General features: G+C 51.6%; 18 protein-coding genes. 7 read left to right on the forward strand and 11 right to left on the reverse strand.

From position 1 onward, the window contains the following. Positions 1-5: 5 nt before the first annotated feature. The 7 genes from HPS57_RS07750 to HPS57_RS07780 form a co-directional block, all read right to left on the reverse strand. A complete protein-coding gene (locus HPS57_RS07750) occupies positions 6-896 on the reverse strand; it encodes a decaprenyl-phosphate phosphoribosyltransferase (protein WP_172181811.1) in 891 nt (296 codons plus the stop codon). Positions 897-911: 15 nt separating this feature from the next. Beyond that, positions 912-1,937 (reverse strand): acyltransferase family protein, encoded by a 1,026-nt coding sequence (locus HPS57_RS07755; protein ID WP_172181812.1) that lies wholly within the window; start codon positions 1,935-1,937, stop codon positions 912-914. A 93-nt stretch (positions 1,938-2,030) separates the two neighbouring features. Next, positions 2,031-3,149 carry an acyltransferase family protein gene (locus HPS57_RS07760; RefSeq protein WP_253946497.1) on the reverse strand — a complete coding sequence of 373 codons (1,119 nt, stop codon included), beginning with the start codon at positions 3,147-3,149 and terminating at the stop codon, positions 2,031-2,033. Positions 3,150-3,204: 55 nt separating this feature from the next. After that, positions 3,205-5,040, reverse strand: a complete 1,836-nt coding sequence (locus HPS57_RS07765; RefSeq protein WP_172181813.1) for a phosphoethanolamine transferase family protein — start codon at positions 5,038-5,040, stop codon at positions 3,205-3,207. Positions 5,041-5,166: 126 nt separating this feature from the next. Next, positions 5,167-5,766: a nicotinate (nicotinamide) nucleotide adenylyltransferase gene (gene nadD / locus HPS57_RS07770; protein ID WP_172181814.1), complete on the reverse strand. Its 600-nt coding sequence runs from the start codon at positions 5,764-5,766 to the stop codon at positions 5,167-5,169. A 193-nt stretch (positions 5,767-5,959) separates the two neighbouring features. Further along, entirely contained in the window at positions 5,960-6,535 is a 576-nt protein-coding gene (gene gmk / locus HPS57_RS07775) for a guanylate kinase (protein WP_172181815.1), read from the reverse strand. Positions 6,536-6,606: 71 nt separating this feature from the next. Continuing rightward, positions 6,607-7,479: a YicC/YloC family endoribonuclease gene (locus tag HPS57_RS07780; RefSeq protein WP_172181818.1), complete on the reverse strand. Its 873-nt coding sequence runs from the start codon at positions 7,477-7,479 to the stop codon at positions 6,607-6,609. Positions 7,480-7,572: 93 nt separating this feature from the next. Here HPS57_RS07780 and tsaB point away from each other — a divergent pair, with 93 nt between their 5' ends. The 6 genes from tsaB (at position 7,573) to rseP (ending at position 13,690) form a co-directional block, all read left to right on the forward strand. Then, complete coding sequence (gene tsaB / locus HPS57_RS07785; RefSeq protein ID WP_172181827.1) at positions 7,573-8,265, forward strand: tRNA (adenosine(37)-N6)-threonylcarbamoyltransferase complex dimerization subunit type 1 TsaB; 693 nt, start codon at positions 7,573-7,575, stop codon at positions 8,263-8,265. Continuing rightward, positions 8,262-8,873, forward strand: a complete 612-nt coding sequence (locus HPS57_RS07790) for a DUF4290 domain-containing protein (protein ID WP_172181830.1) — start codon at positions 8,262-8,264, stop codon at positions 8,871-8,873. The genes tsaB and HPS57_RS07790 overlap by 4 nt, the downstream gene beginning before the upstream one ends. A 96-nt stretch (positions 8,874-8,969) precedes the next feature. Beyond that, the gene (murA, locus tag HPS57_RS07795; protein ID WP_172181833.1) at positions 8,970-10,274 is read left to right on the forward strand and encodes a UDP-N-acetylglucosamine 1-carboxyvinyltransferase; all 1,305 of its coding nucleotides are present in this window, start codon (positions 8,970-8,972) and stop codon (positions 10,272-10,274) included. A 61-nt stretch (positions 10,275-10,335) separates the two neighbouring features. Then, positions 10,336-10,854 (forward strand): ribosome maturation factor RimM, encoded by a 519-nt coding sequence (gene rimM / locus HPS57_RS07800; protein ID WP_172181836.1) that lies wholly within the window; start codon positions 10,336-10,338, stop codon positions 10,852-10,854. A 76-nt stretch (positions 10,855-10,930) separates the two neighbouring features. Then, complete coding sequence (locus tag HPS57_RS07805) at positions 10,931-12,079, forward strand: 1-deoxy-D-xylulose-5-phosphate reductoisomerase (protein ID WP_172181839.1); 1,149 nt, start codon at positions 10,931-10,933, stop codon at positions 12,077-12,079. Between the two features lie 114 nt (positions 12,080-12,193). Next, on the forward strand, positions 12,194-13,690 hold the full coding sequence (rseP, locus tag HPS57_RS07810; protein WP_172181841.1) for an RIP metalloprotease RseP: 1,497 nt from the start codon (positions 12,194-12,196) through the stop codon (positions 13,688-13,690). Positions 13,691-13,942: 252 nt separating this feature from the next. On the opposite strand, the gene HPS57_RS07815 is transcribed toward rseP, so the two are convergent. From HPS57_RS07815 to HPS57_RS07825, 3 genes are all read right to left on the reverse strand, one after another. Continuing rightward, positions 13,943-15,241: an alpha/beta hydrolase family protein gene (locus HPS57_RS07815; RefSeq protein ID WP_172181843.1), complete on the reverse strand. Its 1,299-nt coding sequence runs from the start codon at positions 15,239-15,241 to the stop codon at positions 13,943-13,945. Positions 15,242-15,338: 97 nt separating this feature from the next. Then, positions 15,339-16,112 (reverse strand): ABC transporter ATP-binding protein, encoded by a 774-nt coding sequence (locus HPS57_RS07820; RefSeq protein ID WP_172181845.1) that lies wholly within the window; start codon positions 16,110-16,112, stop codon positions 15,339-15,341. Then, complete coding sequence (locus HPS57_RS07825; protein ID WP_369811478.1) at positions 16,090-17,955, reverse strand: AAA domain-containing protein; 1,866 nt, start codon at positions 17,953-17,955, stop codon at positions 16,090-16,092. The genes HPS57_RS07820 and HPS57_RS07825 overlap by 23 nt, the downstream gene beginning before the upstream one ends. A 250-nt stretch (positions 17,956-18,205) precedes the next feature. On the opposite strand from HPS57_RS07825, the gene HPS57_RS07830 reads away from it, so the two are divergent. Continuing rightward, positions 18,206-19,639 (forward strand): PepSY-associated TM helix domain-containing protein, encoded by a 1,434-nt coding sequence (locus HPS57_RS07830; RefSeq protein WP_172181847.1) that lies wholly within the window; start codon positions 18,206-18,208, stop codon positions 19,637-19,639. Between the two features lie 23 nt (positions 19,640-19,662). Here the strand turns inward: HPS57_RS07830 and trhA are convergent, their stop codons facing one another. Beyond that, positions 19,663-20,277, reverse strand: coding sequence for a PAQR family membrane homeostasis protein TrhA (gene trhA / locus HPS57_RS07835; protein WP_172181858.1), 615 nt, complete (start codon positions 20,275-20,277; stop codon positions 19,663-19,665). Between the last annotated feature and the right edge of the window lie 141 nt (positions 20,278-20,418).

Consider the following 20,418-nt stretch of genomic DNA (forward strand, 5'->3'; position numbering starts at 1 on the left):
AACCCTCAATCTAAAACCTTATCTCCATAAAGGATGAAAACATAGGAAAGTATCCAAAGAAAGATTACAACCTGCAGGAAATGGTCCTTATACAAGAGTTTCGTTGGGTCACCTGTGGCGTCGTCAACCTCCGCAAGCTGGATGTAGCGGAGCAGTCCGAGAAGCACGAAAATGGTGGTAAGGTAGATGTATTCTGAGTTTGTTCGTGCCAAAAGTTCAGGTGAGATGGTGTACATTATATAGCATACGACTGTCACGGCGGCGGTTATTGTCACTGATTGGTTGATGAATGCAAGGTTGTACCGATGCGTATTGTGGCGCGGAGCCTCGCCGGTCTTCATCATTCTGATGACATCATCGCGCCTTTTCGCAAAGCCGAGAAGGAGCGTAAGCAGGAAAGTCATCAGCACAAGCCAATGGGACGGCACGATACCTGTGGCTGCACTGCCGGCGATTATGCGCAGTACGAATCCGAAAGAGAGGACGCAGACATCTACAATGGCATAGTGTTTCAGCAGACGGCAATACGCTATGTCGAGCACATAGTAGGCTGCGATGACGCAACCGAGGTCTGTTGCCCTGTCGCCGAGCGTATATACCATTGCCATTGAGAGGGAAAACATCAGCAGCATTATGGCATAGCCCTGCCCGATGGTTATCTTTCCGGAGGCAATCGGACGCTTGCATTTGACGGAATGGCGCCGGTCGTCCTCCACATCGATGATGTCATTGTAGCAATAGATTGACGATGCGGCGAAACTGTAGGCGAAGAATGCGATGAGAGTGCTCACGAGACTTGTCATATTCGTTAGTGCTCCGCCAAAGAACATAGGCATGAAGATGAACGCATTCTTTATCCATTGGTGCGGACGAGTGAGTAGAATCAGGCTTTTCATGTGGCTTTTGTTTTGTTAGGGGATGAGTTTCTGTACTTTGGCTATTGCCTTGTGGAGCAGCCATGCGAGAGGGATGGATATTGCCATGACTATGAGGAACGTGCGCCAATAGCCGAGATGATAGCGTTCGACAGGGCGCATGACAAACTCGACATGGATGAGGTACATCTCAAGGGATATTGTTCCGATGAACGCCGCGGCACGCTTTATCCATTGCGGTGTGTGGCAGAAGAGCTTGTTAAGCAGGATAATCATTGTCACGGCAAGGGGAATGTAGAGCATTCTCTCAAGGAACAGCGGAAATCGTCCGTGCTTGTACTGCTCCAGCCAGACGCAGGTGGCGAGGGAAAAGGCGAAGAGCAATGCCACAAGCCATATTGCAGAGCCGTCGATTGTCTCCTTTTTCCTTACGCTCTCCGCTATGTTTATGCCGAGGAAGAATATCGGCACACGGCTCCAAAATATCTCAATATGTCCCACGGTGGTGTGGATTGGCGTGACATACTGCACTGCAACGCACCACATTATCATACCAACGACGAGCCAGCGGTAGACGGGATGCTTGCGTATGAGTTCCATGTAAGGTGCTGCGAAGACATAGAGCATCATCGTGGCAGGGATGTACCAAAAGGTCAACTCATCACGTGTCCAGAAGTTCCAGTTAATGGCGATGTCGAGAATGAGGTCAATCCATTGTGCCGTAGTGTGCTGTTCGTGCCCAAGGAAGCGTGGGATGTAGTACAAAGAGGCTATCACCAGCCACGCAGGGTACACCCTTACGAGCCTTCGCCAATAGAAATCTTTCCATTTTTTCCAAAAAGGAGCGGTGGAGACGGTGGTCTTCATCCATGAGAACCATAGTCCCATGCCGCTCAGGAAAAGGAAGATGTCCACTCCGAGGTTGCCCATTCTCCGCAGTCCGAAGAACGCATCGGAGCGTGGAAGGGCGACATGGAAGAGGACAACGATGACCATTGCCACTCCCATTTGCTCTGCACGGAAGCGCGAAATGTCGGTGAGGTTGATGTCTTTGATTTTCATAGGGTGGGGGATTTCAGTCAGTTTTGTCAATAATGTCAGTATTGTCAGTATTGACCGTCATTACTGACAGTACTGTCAATAATGACAATATTGTCAGCTCTTATTTATGCTTTCCGTGACAATCTCTATCGCCTTCTTGAAGAGAATGGCGGTGATGATTGTCGCAAGGATATAGAGCAGCAGTCCGGCGTATATCTCTCCGTGGCGTGAAATTGGGATTATGACTTTCCTTGTGACAGGGTGGCACACGAACATCGCAGCGGATATGCCGCCCGTCCATGCCAAAGGACGCAGCAGAGTGCCGGGCAACGCGCGGACAAGCTTAATCGTTCCTATGCACACAAAGAACGGTGCGAATGTCCAAAACACGAAGTCAACACTGAAAACAGCCACCAGCGCCAATGCCGAGATTGCCCACGGAGCCTCTAAAAGGCGCGGTTTCTCCGTGCGTTCCATAGTCCTTGCATAGATGATTCCCAACGCAAAGACCGGCAGATTGCCCATGCAGTTGTAGCGGAACCAATTAAGTTCCGTGCTCAAAGGCTCAAAACTGAGCTGCACGGCGATACATCCGACAGCGAGAACGACAGGGACAAGAAGGCGCATCTTCTTGGAAATATGTCCCGATAGTGACGCTTTGCCGGGATAAAGCACAAAACGGTAGACGAGATACAGCTGCATCGTCAGTCCGAAATACCAGTATGGACCGGGCCAGATGGCATGATCCGGGTCGGCATAGAGGTTGCTGAACATTCCCAACTGCCCCACAACATTCCAGAAAGTGTAACGGTAATGCCCCGGAGTCATATAGTCCACAAGGACAAAGGCACTGTACCCCACCGCCATCATTATCCACAGCTTCATGAAATGCTTCTTGACAAAAGTCCATGCGCCCTCCTCTTTCACCGGTTTCCGTGGCTCTCCGGCGCATTGACGGCCGCCTTCGTACTTCATGACCAAGCCGTATGCACTGAGGAAAACAAACACCGGCACACCATAATGCCCGAAGAATGAGAACAGATGCGCAATGATGTCCCATGACGGATGTGCAAGTTCCGCAAACAGTCTTTCGACATTATGCCATGAGAAGGTGTACTCGTTCTCCTTCACCATTGGCCCAAGCCAGTGCGTGTAGTTATGGAGGACAATGGCGAGAATCGCCAATCCGCGCATCGCTGCCGCTTCCCTGCGTGTTATGAGTTCTTTGTTCATAGGTGTGGTTGCTGCTTTTGGGTTGTATTTCTATTGTAGTTGGTTATGCCACTCCTCATTTCTTGCGTTTCATCACGACATCATAGTCCGTCTGATGCTTAAGGATTCGCGGTCGTGAAGCATTGTATTCGGGCGACAGGATGTTAAGGTCATCGCGGTAATACTTGCACTTTATCCCTGCGAGATACATCAGAAGATGCGGCAGAGCGTCAGTCATGTACGGCTTGTTTGCCGAGGTTCGTATCGCCTTCCACAGCTCCGGATGCGACTTGCGGTAAGACTTTGACGCCCAAATCCAGAACGGTATCTCAAACTCCTCTCGTGCAAGACGCTCCGTAATGGTGGTGGAGTGCATCCTGCCACTGAAGTGCGGCAGCTCGCGCGAGTGCACTTCCTCGCCGTGGTCAGGCATGTAGATGACCACAGTGTTGGTGTTTTCAAAGAGCCGGACTATCTCACGGACGATGGAATCATTATATAATGTGGCATTATCATAGTCGCGCACGTTCTTCTTCCATTTCGGTCGCAGGTCCTCACGGTCACTGTAATCGTCGAGGGTGAAATGCTTTTTCGACTTCGGACACCGCACACGGTAAGTCTGATGCTGACCTATAAGGTGGAAAATGGTGAGATTCCCTTTCTGTAGTGTGTCACCGTCATGCGTGCGGCGTTCCTGTACCGCCTTGTAATCGTCAAGAAGTCCCTCGTCAAAGATGTGCAGCTTGTCGTTGCGCGCATCAAACTGAGCCGCCGACATCTCCGGGTCGTTGAGGAAAAAGCCACCGCTGAAGTCATAGACAGCCTGCTTTGCCTTAGGCAGGAACTCATTTGTGAGGAACGTAACGTGATACCCCGCCTTGCGGAATATCTCTCCAAACAGCGGATAGTCGCACCAGTCGCCTTTGTCGCCGACAGTGTATGTCGACATGATGTGCTTGAACACATAGCTCGTAAGATTCCATGGAGTCACCACATCGCTATAAGCCACAAGCTCACCCCTCTTTGCCATAGCCACCTGGCGTGGCGTTGTGGGCAGATGATAGCCGTAAAGTCCGGAATGGCGCTTGCAGTATGCCTCGCCGATAATCAGCACAATGTTCGGCGAAGTGTAGTCGCAACTGTCGACGGTGACGGTTTTTGCCACATCTTTTATTATGTCTATCTGCTTTGAAGCAAGATAGTTTGCATAGACACTGAAGGAGAAACGATAAAGCGGAAGATACTGTTTGCCGCAATCTTTCTCCGTGAGTCTGTGCTCGATGCCGCCGACTGTTTTCTGCGACATAAGGCTTTGCAGGTTCCGGAGGTTGGGGAAACAGTGGATTCCTGACACGATGACGCACACGGCGACAAGCACATTCCACAACGGGCGCACTCTCTTTATGCCGTCCGCAGCCTTGCTTTCGAGGGCGATAAGCCGTGAAGGCTTGCGCAGTTTGCGGTGTATCGACCAAAGAATATGCAGGATAGGTATGAGAAGAACCCAGCCCACGTTTGTCATAAGGACATCCGGCGAGAGATAGGCGGAGAAGAATTCCCCTGCCTCGCGTGGGTCTGTCTCGTTGACAAGCATGAGGATTGACGGATTGAGCGTCGTGTCAAACTTCACGAAACAGTACATGTCCACGATTGTCACGGGATAAGCGACGGCATAAACCAAGCCCCTTGCCACTGCCCGCAGCCGTTGCGGCAGCACCGCAAGCACTGCACAGACGACGTAAAGGCAGAAGAACAGCTCCTCCCAGGCATACTCGTAGAGCTTCGCCTTGTGGGCATAGTCCACGGAGAGCAGTGCTGCCGTGATGCCGAGGGCGAACATGAAGACAAGAAACTCCGGGTTTCTCGCTATCGGTGCGGTGATGATGTCAAGCCAACGTAACCGGTTTTTCATTCGTTTTTGCAGTAGTATAAAGGAGTGTGGCTCTGCCACACGACTGATGTTGTCTTTGTATGCCCCATGGCTGAAGCCAAGGGGTATCATGAGGAATGTGGCGCTGCCACACTTGCGGCGGTGCGTTTATTCCAAATAAAGCCTGTTATTTCTGATGTATTCCGCCACTTTCGGACATACGAGGTCTGTTATTTCCTTGCCCTCCATGACACGATGGCGGACATCCGTGCTGCTGATGTCCAGCAGCGGTTGTGTCACAATGGAAAGGCGGAAGTCCATGTCTTGCAGGGCTTCAGGCGTGGTGAGGGCGGAGCCTGTGCGCGGATATACAGCCACAGGGTGGTGGGTGAGAATCTCGCGGTGTTCAGCCCACTTGTCGAAAGCCGCCCAGTTATCGCCGCCGATGAGCAGTGTGAACTCCGTGGCGGAGAACTCCTTGCGCAGACTCCTCAGTGTGCGGTAGGAGAATGACGGCTTTTCAAGGTGGAACTCATAGTCGGACGCCGTCAGCCCCTCCTCATTTTCGAGGGCGAGGCGTGTCATTGCGAGGCGGTCATGGTCAGGGGAGAGCCTTGAATCCGTCTTCCACGGGTTCTGCGGCGTGACAAGAAACCACACCTCATCGAGCCCGAACTGCCGGCGGAAAGCCTTTGCGAGGGCAGTGTGGGCTATGTGGACAGGGTCGAAAGTGCCACCGAAAAGTCCGACTTTTTTCTTTGTTCCCATGTGCTTCGTCATTGCTCCGCAAGTGGCTTCATAATGGTGCGTTTTGTGGGGTGTCAGGGAAGGCATTGCGAAAGGTTACCTTTTAAGGTGTGAAAGGTAACCTTTCGCCATGTAAATCGTTACCTTTCGCATGGCAAAGTGTTACCTTTTGTTTCGTGATTTGTAATTCCTTGCAAATCAGAGCGTTGGTGGGTTATTCTGCAAGGAACTTTCGGATTTTATCCAAAGTCTCTTGTTTGGCTGTTTCAAGGTCATCATTGACCACGACAGTGTCGAACTTCGGTGCGAAGGACAGTTCGTATTCAGCCTTTGCAAGACGCTGCTCGATGACCTCCGGAGCGTCTGTCGCGCGTCCAACAAGGCGTCGGCGGAGCTCTTCGAGTGAAGGCGGCTGGATGAAGATGCTCAGAGCCTGTGCGCCATACTGCTGCTTGATGTTGCATCCGCCCTTGACATCAATGTCGAAGACCACGTTGTCGCCCTTCGCTGTCTGGCTTGTCACCTGGGATTTCAGTGTGCCATAGAACTTGTCGGTGTACACCTCCTCGTACTCCACAAACTCGTCTTTCGCGATTTTTGCCTTGAACTCTTCAGGCGTGAGGAAGAAGTATTCCACGCCGTCCTGCTCTGTTCCGCGCGGCTGGCGAGTGGTGCATGAGATGGAGAAGTGCATGTTAAGCTCCGGATGCTCCTGCATTAGCCACTGTACGATGGTGGACTTTCCCGAGCCGCTTGGCGCGCTGAAAATGAGAAGTTTGCCTTGTTTCATTTGGTGGTTTTGGGTTGTTTTTTTGACAATATTGTCAGTATTGACATTGCTGACAGTACTGACCAATGATTTTACAGTGCATTCAGCACCTGCTCCTTTATCTGTTCCAGTTCGTCTTTCATCTTCACGACGATGTTCTGCATCTCAGCCTGGTTGCTCTTTGAGCCGGTGGTGTTAATCTCGCGTCCCATCTCCTGAGCGATGAAACCGAGCTTTTTGCCGATAGGTTCGTCAAGAAGCATTGTGTCGCGGAAGTACTGCAAGTGGTTTGTCAGACGCTGTTTCTCCTCGGAGATGTCAAGTTTCTCGATGTAGTAGATGAGTTCCTGCTCCAGACGGTTCTTGTCATACTCCACGTCAGGGATAAGCTTCAGATTGTCGGTGATGCGCTGGCGTATCTTCTCCACACGGCTCTGCTCATACGGTTCAAGCTCCTTCTGAAGGCTGGCGATGTTGTCCAGTTTCTCGCTGAACTTCTTTTGCAGCGCTGCACCTTCCTGAATGCGGAACTCGATGAGCTGTGCAAGTGCGCAGTCTATGGCGTTCCGTGCCGCCGTCCATTCCTCTTCGCCGAGTGTCTCCACCTCGTTGCGGCTGAGGACGTCAGGGAGCCGCAGGATTGTCGACCAGTCCATGGCGAGCGAGATGTCCTTCTCGTAAGCTATCTTGTTGATTTGCTGATAGTAGAAGTCCACCATTTCAGGGTTTATGGGAGTGGCAGCCGCAGTCTCGTCCTTGTCAATCCAGATGCAGAAATCCACCTTTCCGCGTGACAGTCTGTCGGAGACAATCTGGCGAATCTCCATTTCCTTCTCGCGATAGAGTGGGGCGATGCGTGTCGAGAGGTCAAGAGTCTTGGAATTGAGAGCTTTGACCTCAACGTTGATTTTCTTGTTCTCAAAGGTTACGGTTGCTTTTCCGAAACCTGTCATTGATTGTATCATTTTCTTGTGTGTCTACGTTAAATTTATGCAAAAGTACAAATTATTTGCGAAAAAAATAGTAAATTTGCAGAATATTTAAGTATTTTGCGAAAAATGGCTTGTATACTCAGTATTGAAACCAGCACCGATGTGTGCTCTGTCGCCATTAGTGAGGATGGCAAGTGTATCTACTCTGACGAGGACCGCACAGGCCCGAACCACAATGAGAGATTGGGAACGTTCGTCGACCAAGCCCTTGGCTTTGCCGACAGCCATGCCATTCCTGTCGATGCCGTTGCCGTTTCGATGGGTCCGGGCTCATACACCGGGCTGCGAATCGGTGTATCGATGGCGAAAGGCGTGTGCTATAGTCTTGACATTCCGCTGATTGCGGTGCCCACGCTTGAGCTCCTCAGTGTGCCGGTGCTGCTGAAGCATGACGACCTTCCTGAGGATGCGCTCCTCTGTCCGATGCTTGACGCACGCCGCATGGAGGTCTATGCCGGACTGTACGACCGTGCCCTGCGCCCTGTACGGCAGGTGCAGGCGGACATTGTCGACGGGGAGACCTACCGCGAGTATCTTGACCGCCACCCTGTCTACTTCTTCGGCAACGGCGCAGCCAAGTGCATGGAGGCTGTCAATCATCCCAATGCACGGCTCATTGAAGGCATAGAGCCTCTGGCAAAGAACATGTTCCCTCTCGCCGAGCGCAGGCTTATGCAGGGAAAGACAGAGGATGTGGCTTATTTCGTGCCTTTCTATCTGAAAGATTTTGTAGCATTAAAACCAAAGAAACTCCTATGAACCTTGAAGGACTGGACTACAATACCCAGCGTGAACGTATGAAGATGCCGGAGTATGGACGTTGTGTGCATACTCTGGTGAAGCAGTGCATGGCAATGGAAAACCGCAGTGCACGGCAGAGATTTGCGGAGAACATTGTGAAGACAATGGAACTCATGCACCCAGAGATACGCCAGACGCCCGACTACAAGCAGAAGCTGTGGGACCATCTCGCCATAATGTGCGACTTCAAACTTGACATCGACTACCCTTATGATATCTCCGGGGCGAAGAAAATCTTCTCGCGTCCGGCTCCCATGCCTTATCCGAAACGGAGGATTCCGGTACGCCATTACGGCAGTCTTGTGTTCCAGGCTCTCGACTGCATAAAGGAGATGCCGCCGGGACCGGCACGTGATGAGGCGAGCCGTGTCATCGCCAACCAGATGAAGCGTGACATCATACAGCATGGTTTCGCCATTCCTGAGAATGACCGCATATTCTCTGACATCGCACAGTTCACTGACGGTGTGATACAGCTTGACCCTGAGAAAGTTAAACTGGACTTCTTTACCATTGAGAGCAATGCCACAAAGAAGGCAAAGCCTAAGAAGAAAAAGGGCAAATGAATGACTGTTCAAAATTGTTTTGTGAGGGAAAGCTCCGGCAAAAAACAATTTTGAACAGTTAATTGATAAAAAGAAACAATTATATCCAAGCAAATCATGGACACTTTCATCATAGAAGGCGGTCATCCGCTAAAGGGTACTATCGTCCCACAGGGTGCGAAAAACGAGACTCTGCAAGTCATCTGCGCCTCGATTCTTACTGCAGAGCCGGTGCGTATAAACAATGTTCCGGACATTCTTGACATGAACAATCTCATCCGATTGCTCACAGACATCGGTGTGAGGGTGACGAAACATGCGCGGAACGAATACACATTTCAGGCTGACAGTCTTAACCTTGACTATCTTGGGAGCGATGAATTCGTGAAGAAATGCTCTTCATTGCGTGGCTCGGTGCTTATGATTGGTCCGCTTCTCGGACGCTTTGGCAAGGCTACTGTGGCAAAGCCGGGTGGCGACAAGATTGGCCGCCGTCGTCTTGACACACACTTCCTCGGCTTCAGCAAGCTTGGTGCGGAGTTCTCCCGTGTCGAGGGAAGGGATGTCTATGAGCTTCGCGGAGAGCGTTTGAAGGGCTGTAAGATGCTTCTTGATGAGGCTTCTGTCACAGGAACGGCGAACATCGTCATGGCGGCTGTCTTGGCTGAGGGCGAGACAACTATCTATAATGCAGCCTGTGAGCCATACATACAGCAGCTTTGCCGCATGCTTAACAATATGGGTGCTGACATTACGGGCATAGGAAGCAATCTGTTGCACATCAAGGGTGTGAAGGAACTCCATGGCTGTGAGCACCGTGTGCTGCCTGACATGATAGAGGTCGGCTCGTTTATCGGTATGGGGGCGATGATTGGCGACGGCATAAGGATAAAGGATGTGTCAATAGAGAATCTCGGAATCATACCGGAAACATTCCGCCGCCTTGGTGTTGACGTCAGGGAAGAAGGCGATGACCTGTTCATTCCGAAGCATGATACCTTCACAGTCGACTCATTCATGGACGGCACAATCATGACTCTCTCCGATGCACCATGGCCAGGACTGACTCCGGACTTGCTCAGTGTGCTGCTCGTTGTTGCCACTCAGGCCAACGGTTCGGTGCTTGTCCACCAGAAGATGTTCGAGTCCCGACTGTTCTTTGTTGACAAACTCATTGACATGGGGGCAAACATCATCCTCTGTGACCCTCACCGTGCGGTGGTTGTGGGTCTTAACCACTCGAAGAAACTGCGTGCAGGAGTCATGTCAAGTCCGGACATCCGTGCCGGCATTGCCCTGCTTATAGCCGCATTGACGGCAGACGGCACATCGCGGATTGCCAACATTGCGCAGATTGACCGTGGATATGAGGACATCGAACAGCGTCTTAACGCTCTCGGAGCGAGAATCACACGCCAGTGATTCTGCCACGGAATGACGGGCGATTGCTTGGAAACAGTGCGGAAATAATACACGAACAGAGATGATAAAGGACACTGATGTTTACAAGATTGGGCGCGTTGGAAAGCCCCACGGAGTGAAAGGTGAGGTGCAGGTGCAGATAGATGATGATGTGTTCGACCGTGTCGGAGCGGACTATCTTGTGCTGCGCATCGACGGAATCCTTGTGCCTTTCTTCATGGAGGAATACCGTTTCAAGAGTGACGAGATAGCCCTTGTCACCTTCTGTGACATGGATTCCGCCGAGAAAGTGCGCGAACTGACCGGCTGTGAGGTGTTTTTCCCACGCTCACTTGCCGACGAAGTGGAGCACGACCTTACTTATGCGGAGCTTGTGGGCTATGAGCTCACGGACTCGAACACAGGCAAGACCGTAGGAACAATAGAGGCTGTGGACGATGCGACAGAGAACATTCTCTTTGAACTCGACAACGGTCTCCTTATTCCTGCTCCCGAAGAGCTTATCGAAGAGGTGGACACGGAATGCCGTAAGGTTACAGTTGCCGTGCCGGAAGGTCTGCTTGACGGTTCGTTCTGCTGATTGTCAATCGCGTCAACCTTGTCAATATTGTCAATTATGCCAGTATTGCCAATCCTGACAAAAACAAAGAAAAACAATGAAAAAGCAAATATGTATATTAGGTTCCACCGGCTCCATAGGCACTCAGGCGTTGGAGGTCATCGAGGAACATAGCGACCTTTACGAGGTGTATTGCCTTACTGCATACAACCATGTGGAGATGCTTGCCGAACAGGCGCACAAGTTCAAGCCGGCAGCGGTGGTCATCGCCAATGAGGATCATTACGAGCGGCTGTGCTCCCTGCTATCCGACTGCCCGGACATCAAGGTCTATGCCGGTGCGGAAGCCCTTGAAGAGATTGTCGAGGCAGAGCCTATCGACATGGTACTCACCGCCATGGTGGGCTTCGCAGGTCTGAAACCGACCATCCGTGCGATAAAGGCGCATAAGAAAATATGCCTTGCCAACAAGGAGACTCTTGTCGTTGCAGGCGAACTTATAATGGGATTGGCGCAGGAAAACCACTGCCCTATACTTCCTGTAGACTCAGAACACTCCGCCATATTCCAAAGCCTTGTGGGCGATGCCGACACGGAAATCGAGAAGATTCTCCTCACTGCTTCCGGCGGACCGTTCAGAAAGTTCACCTTGGAGGAGATGAAGAGTGTCACCGCCGCTGACGCATTGAAGCATCCGACATGGGACATGGGCGCGAAAATTACCATAGATTCCGCTTCGATGATGAACAAAGGCTTTGAGGTGATAGAGGCAAAATGGCTCTTCGGTGTGGACGCTGACAGAATACAAGTCCTTGTCCATCCGCAGTCGATAGTGCATTCTGCCGTGCAATACGTGGACGGCAGCGTGAAGGCGCAGCTTGGTGTGCCTGACATGCGACTGCCTATACAGTATGCGTTCTCCTTCCCGCAGCGCCTGCACCTGTCAGGTGAGCGGCTTGATTTGTTCAAACAGCCGCTGGAATTTTTTGAGCCGGACATGGAGAAATTCCGCTGTCTCGCCATGGCTTACGAGTCTTTGCGCATGGGCGGCAACATGTCGTGCATCGTGAACGCCGCCAATGAGGTGGTCAACGAGGCGTTCCGCAAGGACAAATGCGGGTTCCTGCAGATGGGCGACATCATCGCCGAGACAATGCAGCGCGCCACTTTCGTGAAGAAACCGACACTCGACGACTACCTCATGTCCGACGCTGAGGCAAGGCGCATAGCCGCTTCGCTGTTATAAGGCAGTATTGTCAGAAACGTCAATATTGTCAATACTGACATTTCTGACAATACTGACCCGCCCTCAACACCCATAACCAAACCAACCACACACAACCATTCAAGCAAAACTCCAATGGAAACATTCTGGATAAAGACATTACAATTCCTGCTTTCGATAACAATCCTTGTGGCTCTCCATGAGGGAGGACACTTCTTCTTCGCAAAGTTGTTCAAGACACGCGTGTCACGCTTCTACATCTTCGCCAACTTCAAGTTCCACATCTGGAGCTCCTACGACAACTGGTGGCGCAGGCTGAGAGGCAAAAAACTCATCACCGAACGTGGAGAGGACGGCAACAAGAAATACAACGAAGAGGCAGGAACCGAGTACGGACTGGGCTGGCTGCCTATCGGCGGCTACTGCCAGATTGACGGCATGGTGGACGAGACACAGTCTGCCGACGACCTTGCCAAGAAGCCTGTGCAGCCTTGGGAGTTCCGAAGTAAGAAAGCGTATCAGCGTCTCCTCATCATGGCAGGCGGCGTAATGGTCAATTTCTTCCTCGCACTGATAATCTATTCTGCCGTGTTCTACACATGGGGCGAGGACTATGTTGCCCTCAAGGACATGAAAAGCGGAATGAAGTTCAACTCATCCGCCAAAGCCCTCGGCTTCAAGGACGGCGACATACTCCTCGGAACTGACCAAGGAGATTTCCGCGAGTTCTCTACCGACATGTTCCGCGACCTCACCACCGCTCATGAGGCGTATGTACTTCGCTGTGGAAAGAAGACCGCCGTGGCTCTTCCCGGTGACCTTGACCTTCTCCAAATGCTGAAATCCGACCCTGTGTTTGTGCGCCCTCTCGTGCCATGTGACATAGACAGCGTGCTTGCCGGTACTCCTGCCGCCAAGGCCGGGATAAGAAAAGGGGATAAAATCCTCTCAATCAACGGCAAACCGGTTGACTCTTGGAACGATTGCCACTATCAGTTGGGAATCCTTGACGACAGACTTATGGCTGCAGAGACAGCAAAGGACAGTCTTAAAATACGCACAGTGCAGTTTGTTGTGGCACGTGACGCATCGTCGGTGCTCTATCCTTCCGCAGCAAAAGCCATTCCTTTGGAGTCCGCAGTTAAGGACACAATCACACTTGTAATGACTCCAAAACTGAAATTCGGTGTGGTTGAGAGCAGCATATTCTCTTATTATAAACCGACACACGTCTCCTACGGCATTGCCGAGAGTGTCCCTGCCGGAATCAACTACGGTCTTGATGTCCTTGGCGGCTATGTCGGCGACCTGAAATACCTATTCTCCGCCGACGGCGCGAAGAACCTTGGCGGTTTCGGAGCGATAGGCTCGATGTTCCCTCCGGTGTGGGATTGGAGCATGTTCTGGCGCATGACGGCGTTCCTTTCCATAATCCTCGCCTTCATGAACATCATCCCTATTCCGGGACTTGACGGCGGACACATCCTCATCCTCCTTATGGAAGTGGTGACAGGAAAAGTGCCGAGCCTCCGTTTCCAGCAGATTGCGCAGAACATAGGCATGGGTCTTCTGCTCCTGCTGATGCTTGTTGCCAACATGAATGATTTCCTTCGTTGGATAGGGTTGATGTAAAATGGTGTGGTTGTACTAATGTATTGTATATCAAGCTGTTATTTTTAAGATTGCGAAAGGTAACACTTTGCATAGTAAAAGGTATCACTTTACACACTGAAGTGATACCTTTTATCATATAAAGTGTTATACTTTGTTTTACACATAAAGACATATAACAATTTCGGGCAGTGTTCCACCATTAGGAGCACTGCCCGATTTGCATTGTAAGAGTATAAGTTTTGGGGAATAAAAGCTGTTTTTGCAGACTACTTATTCTGTTACATGGCGCAGCAGGAATGTGTACATCTTCTGCAAATCCTCCATGCTCTGTGGGACGGAATGCCCTTTTCCATAGTCTTTAAGTACCTCATGGGTAACGCCTTTCGCCTTGAAGCTTTTGACGATGTTGTCCATCTGTATGCCATAGTTCGGGTCATCGTCACTGTTGTAGAAGAAGAATGTCGGCGCAGTCCTGTTCGTCTTGGCTGTCAACGCTCCTCCCTGACGCTTCCATGTAGCTTTCGGGTTAGCGGTGGAGTTGCAGTAAGCGTCCATGTTCTTGTACTCCCGGGAGTCCTTTTTCATCAGATTGTAGTCGAAAACGCCGGGACCGAGGAATGCAACCTGAATGTATGCCGCCTCATTCGGGCAGCGTCCGCGTTCCCTTTGTGTCCATTCCTCGAACGGTTTGTCGCCGATGGCGAGCGAACCTGCCGTGGAGCCGCGTGAGAAGCCATAGATGGCGATGTCATGCCCAAGGCCTACCGTCCTGCCAATGCCGCGCACAGTGCGTATGGCGGAGCGCACTTTCCGGGCCGCATCATCGGCAATCTCTATGGAGCCGAGCGACTTGTTCGGTCCGCCTTTGTACTTTCCGTTGCCCCAGTCGCAATATTTCGGGTGGTCGGCTATTGCCCATGCGCATCCCACGGCCGGCGCTCCCTGGACGAAAGAGTCGTTGAACGCCGCCCAATGGTAGGGCAGGAACATGCGTTTGTGAGTGTTGCCGTAGTAGCTGTTGCTGTAAGAGAATGAGAGGACTGTGGGCACAGGTCGCTTCGGGTTTGCAGGATAGACGATGTCCATGTACAGGGAATCGTTCTCGGCGGCCATGTTGTAGACATCCTTATCGTCAAGATGATAGCTCACATCACGCAGTATGCGGTAGCCTTCAAAGAGGATATATGCACGGTCCTGTGAGATGTCGTCCATTCCGCAGAACGTTCCGTTGCGCATTTCGCTGTTTATGGCGATGATGTCCTTGTTGATTAGCGGTGAAACAGCGTTTGCATGCTTGCCGTAATCAAGTTCGATGACGCAGTAACCTTGTTTGAGAAGCCAGTTTACATCCTTCTTGTTGGAGTTCCGGCCGACCTTTTCGCAGGCGAGATTCTCGAGGTAGACGACAGTCATCCGCTTGCCGTTCTTGTCCAAGGCAGGCTTTTTTGCCTCCGTGGTGGTGTAGCGGATAGCGGTGTTGAGTGTCACGCTTTTCCATGTGTCTTTGCCGGCGAAGGTTGCGAGGGGCAGGATTGCGGTGAGGAGAAGCAGATTTTTCAGTAGTTTCATGGGTTGGTTGGGTTGATTTGGTCAGTAATGTCAGTAATGACAGGACTGTCAGGATTGTCGTTAGTGTCAGTAATGTCGATATTGCAGGGGTGTGCTTTCAGAAGCTGATTTTCAGGTTTTCCTTTCTGAGAGCCTCTTCCAGCTCCTTTGGAGAGCCATGGAGCAGGCGTCTGTCCTGCGTCATGAGCCATATCTCGTCGGCAAGGTGCAGCGCCATTTCCATGTCGTGTGTGGAGAGCAGTACCCCTTGTCCCAGGCGTCCGCTGCCATTGTTTTCCGCTGCGATGGCCTTCATCAGGCGCATTGTCTCCACCTTTGACGGATAGTCAAGAAAGGCGGTCGGCTCGTCAAGGAGGATGATTGGCGTCTCTTGTGCCAAGGCTTTTGCGATGAGAACCTTTTGGCACTCGCCGTCGGAAAGGGTCTCAATGTCCCTTTCTGCCAGCATTGACACGCCAACACGTGCCATGCTCCTCTCCACAATCTCACGGTCGATGTCGCGGAGTGTCCCCCACATGTCCGTGTACGGTGAGCGCCCGAGACCCACAATGTCACGTGCGGTCATCATTGAGACATCAGGCCGCCCTGTAAGCACCACGCTCACCCGCCTTGCCAGCCGTCCGTTGTCCGTCCGTCTGCCACTGTCGGGAGTTATGACGATGTCGTCAGAGCCATTGTCTCCTGAGTACCTTATCTCCCCATGCATAGGAGGGAGGAAACCCGCAAGAGTCTTCAGCAGTGTGGATTTCCCCACACCGTTCCGTCCGACAAGACAGGTCAGTTTGCCGGCAGCCAGCTGTGCATTGAGGGACGATGCCAGAATGTGTCTGCCGTGGCCTATGGTAAGGTCAGAGATTGTCAATGTATTCATATAGCTTCTTGTAGAAAGGGTGGCGCGTCATTGTCGGAGCGTCACCAAGTATGATAAGTTTCATCCTTGCCCTCGTTATCGCCACGTTCATTCTTCGCAGGTCACGGAGGAATCCTATCTGTCCTTCGTCGTTGGCGCGGACAAGGGAGATAAGCACAACATCACGCTCCTGACCTTGGAAACCGTCGACAGTGTTCACGCTGATAAGGTGGCGGTAGGGCTTGAAATATGGCTCTTTCCTAACAAGTTGGCGCAGATACTGCACCTGTGCACGGTAAGGTGAGATGATTCCGACATCGATTCTCTCGCTGAGGATGCGCTCTTTGCCAATCTTGTCGAAGTAGAGTTGCAGGGCGGCGAGGGTCAGTTTTGCCTCCGTCTTGTTGATTCTGCCGTAGCTTTCGCCCACAAACTCCTCATGGCAAGCCATGTCCGCCGTGTCAATCCATAGCATGGGGATGTCAAAATCAAGGACAGAGCGGTTCTTTACCTCAGGTGCCGACTCCACTTTTCCTCCATAGAACCAGTCGGAAGAGAACTTCATAATCTCGTGGTTCATGCGGTACTGCACCTTCAGCAGTGTCACAACCTCCGGCTTCTGTTTGGCAATGCGCTCCATGAGTGTCACGCCAAGTCCGCCTTTCAGCGCCTCGTTGCTCTTCACTGTTGGCGGAAGCTGGCAGTGGTCGCCTGCAAAGACTATGCGCGAAGCCTTCTGTATAGGTATCCAGCATGCCGCTTCAAGAGCCTGTGCCGCTTCGTCGATGAACAGAGTGCCGAACTTCTGTCCCTCGAGGATACGGTTTGCAGAACCGACAAGTGTGCAGGCGATGACACGCGCATCGCCGAACAGCTGTTGGTTTATCCGCATTTCAATCTCCGTTGCGCGTGACCTCAGTCGGTCCATCTTCTGGTGGAACGAGCGGTCGCCACGCTTTCGGTTGGCACGAAGCTCACGCATCGCCTTGCGCATCGCCCACAACTGCTCATAGTCGGGATGGCTCTCAAACTGCCGTTCGTAGGTGAAAGACAGCATCTTGTCGTTCACTCGTGTAGGGTTTCCTATCCTGAGCACCGGCACACCACGGTCAACAAGTTTCTCGGAAATCCAGTCCACCGCCATATTGCTTTGTGCGCAGATGAGCACCTGGTTCTCTTTTCTCAGGCATTCGAACACAGCCTCCACGAGAGTCGTTGTCTTTCCCGTTCCCGGAGGGCCGTGGACGATGGCGACATCCTTTGCCAGCAGCACCTCATTGACAGCCTTCTCCTGAGTAGGGTTGAGCCATGGAAGGCGCACAGGCGTGTCAAAGCGGTAGCGTTGTGCAGGCATGTCGGTGTAGAAAAGGTCACGCAGATAAGTCAGGCGTGTGCCTTTTCCGCGTATCACACGGTCAAGGGCGGCAATCATCGTGCGGTGGCTTGTCTCGTCAAAGCTCAGTTGCACGCCGAGATTCTCTTTTCCCTGCAGTTCTACAGCGTGGCTTTCGTTGTTCAAGGCTATCACCATACGGTCGCCGTCGACGTAGGAGACGATGGCGGTGAAAGGCAGATAGGACGGTTTGCCGTCGGCAAGAGTGAAGAAGCAGACCGGCTTTCCGTATTCGAAATTATGCTCTGTCTCGTCCTCTTTCTGCCGATGCACTTCGATGCAGTACTGGTTCAGCGAATTGTAGTACGCCTTTCCCGTCTGCAAAGGGTGCCACGCTTCTCCTCGCTTTATCTTCCTTCCGATGCCCTGCGCCTCAGTCTGTTGGCGGAACGCATCACGCTCCGCCTCATATTCCAGTTGGAGAAGCCGCTTCTGCTTCTCAAGTTCAAGTATGGGGTTGGTGTAACTCACTTGCTGTTGTCTTAGGGTTATGGTTGCCGTTACCTTAATATCAATGGCGGCATACTCTTTTGCAAAGCGAATGCAAACCGAACGCAATGGAGCTTGCTCTGAATTGCTGAGGTGCCGCTTCGCTTTTGCAAAGTTACAAAGAAAAATGAATAAAAGCAAGAAATCCTTGTTTTTAAGTATTGCTTGAGTCATCATTTATAGCTACCTTTGTAACGGATTTGACGAAAACACATAGACTTTTGAAACAAAAATGAAGAGAAAAAGTTGGCGAAAGTGGCATAAATGGTTAGGCATAGTATTCTCATTCTTCCTGGTGATGTTCAGCGTTTCGGGGATAATCCTGAACCACCGCCATTGGTATGGGAACGTTAATGTGAGCAGAAACCTGTTGCCGGAGTCGTTCCATTATAATAATTGGAACAACGGGCTGCTGCGCGGGACATTAAAAGCAGGGGACTCTGTCCTCGTCTATGGCACAGGCGGTGTGTTCCTTACAGACGGCAGAGTGTCCTCTTTCAAAGAGTTCTCCGCAGGAATGCCGTCGGGTGCTGATGCGAGGACTGTCCGTTCTGTTGTCCGTACACCGTCAGGGGAGCTTTTTGCCTTGTCGCCTTTCAATGTCTATCGCCACACAGGAGCAGCGTGGAAAGAGTTTTCCGCGCCTTGGGACAAGGGAGACAAAGGGGCGGACATGACAATGAGGGGCGACACCCTCGTCATTCTCTCACGCAGCAAGGTGTACATAGCAACGCCACCGTACACTGTTTTCACCGCTCACGAACTCAAAGCGCCTGAAGGATATACAGGCAAGGTGTCACTTTTCCGCACAGTCCTTTTGCTCCACAGTGGCGAACTGTTCGGCGTTCCGGGAAAGGTTGTTGTGGATGTTCTTGGAATCCTTGTCATCTTTTTCTGTGTTTCAGGCATTGCCCTGTGGGCTTCCGGACATGGAAGAATGCCGAAACTGTTCCGCATAAGCTACAAATGGCATGAGTTGTTTGGGCGGAAGACGATAGTCATAACCATGCTCCTCTGCCTTACGGGCTGGGCATTGCGTCCGCCATTGCTTATAGCACTCGTGAAATGCACCATGCCTGCCATGCCGTATTCCGTCCTTGACACAAAGAATGCGTGGCAGGACAAGCTGCGCATGGTGCGCTATGATGCGGACAAGGGCGACTGGCTGTTGTCCACATCCGAGGGCTTTTATTCGATGAAAGATTTTGCCTCAGTTCCTCTGCGTGAGCGGAAAGCGCCGCCGGTGAGTGTCATGGGGCTTAATGTCCTCGAAAGGGAACAGGGCGGATGGCTGGTAGGGTCGTTCACAGGCATGTACAAATGGGACAGGAAACATGGCACTGCCGTTGACGCAGTGACAGGGGAAAGAGCACCGGAGACAGCCGGTGCGCCATTCGGGAAGCTCGCTGTTGCAGGTTATTCAAAGGATTTCGCATGTGGAAAGTTCTTCACGACATGGTATGAAGGCACGGAAGCTATCCCGCAACCACAACGCTACGAGGGACTGCCGATGTCCGTTTGGCAGTTGGCGCTGGAGGTTCATACAGGCAGGATTTACACGTTTATGTGCGGAATGGAAGTCCTGTTGTGGATTTTCGTGGCAGGAATAGTCGCAATGCTTGTGTTCTGGTCAGGGTGGAAAATAAGAAAACGCTCCTCAAGGTAGGAACGTTTTACAGGAAAATATCATTATGAAAGGATAATGCTCAGTACGGCAGACCAATGGGCTGCTGCCCCGAGAAGCACGAACACGTGCCAAATGGCATGGTAGTTCGGGCGGTTGTCGTGGGAGAAGAAATATGTTCCGGCAGTGTAGAATACACCTTCCGCCACGATGAGTGACATTGCTGTCGTGGAGAGGTGGCGGCAAGCCTCCGGCGCAATGACGAGGACGCTCCAGCCCATAATGAGATAAATGGCGAGGGAAAGCCTTGGGAAACGGTTGATAGCCACGATTTTGTATACCGTTCCGCCAAGAACCACAAGCCATTGGAATATGAAGAATCCCCATCCAATCCATCCTCCAACCACTCCGATGCAGATGGGAGTGTAGGAGCAGGCTATCATGACATAGATGCTTATATGGTCGCACTTGCGCATCATGTCCTTTGCCTTGCCTTTGGGCAGCAGGTGATAGACAGTGCTTGACAGGAACATGAGGAACATGCCCGTTATAAAAAAGATGACACCCATGGTCATCTGCCATCCTTTCTCCGTTGCGGGCCATACTGCCCAAATACATGTCAGTGCGAACACAGCACCGAGGAGGTGGGTGAACGTGTTTGCTTTTTCTTCTATTCTCATGCTTGTTTAGGGTTTATGGCTGCTGATAAAAACAACAATAATTGCCAAATTGCAGCTTGTCCTATGCAAAATTACAAACAATTTTCTGTAATAGCAAAAAAACAGCAAACTTTGTATGTCCCACGTATATAAATGCTGCTT

This window comes from Palleniella intestinalis, assembly GCF_013166595.1.
Taxonomy (GTDB): domain Bacteria; phylum Bacteroidota; class Bacteroidia; order Bacteroidales; family Bacteroidaceae; genus Prevotella; species Prevotella intestinalis.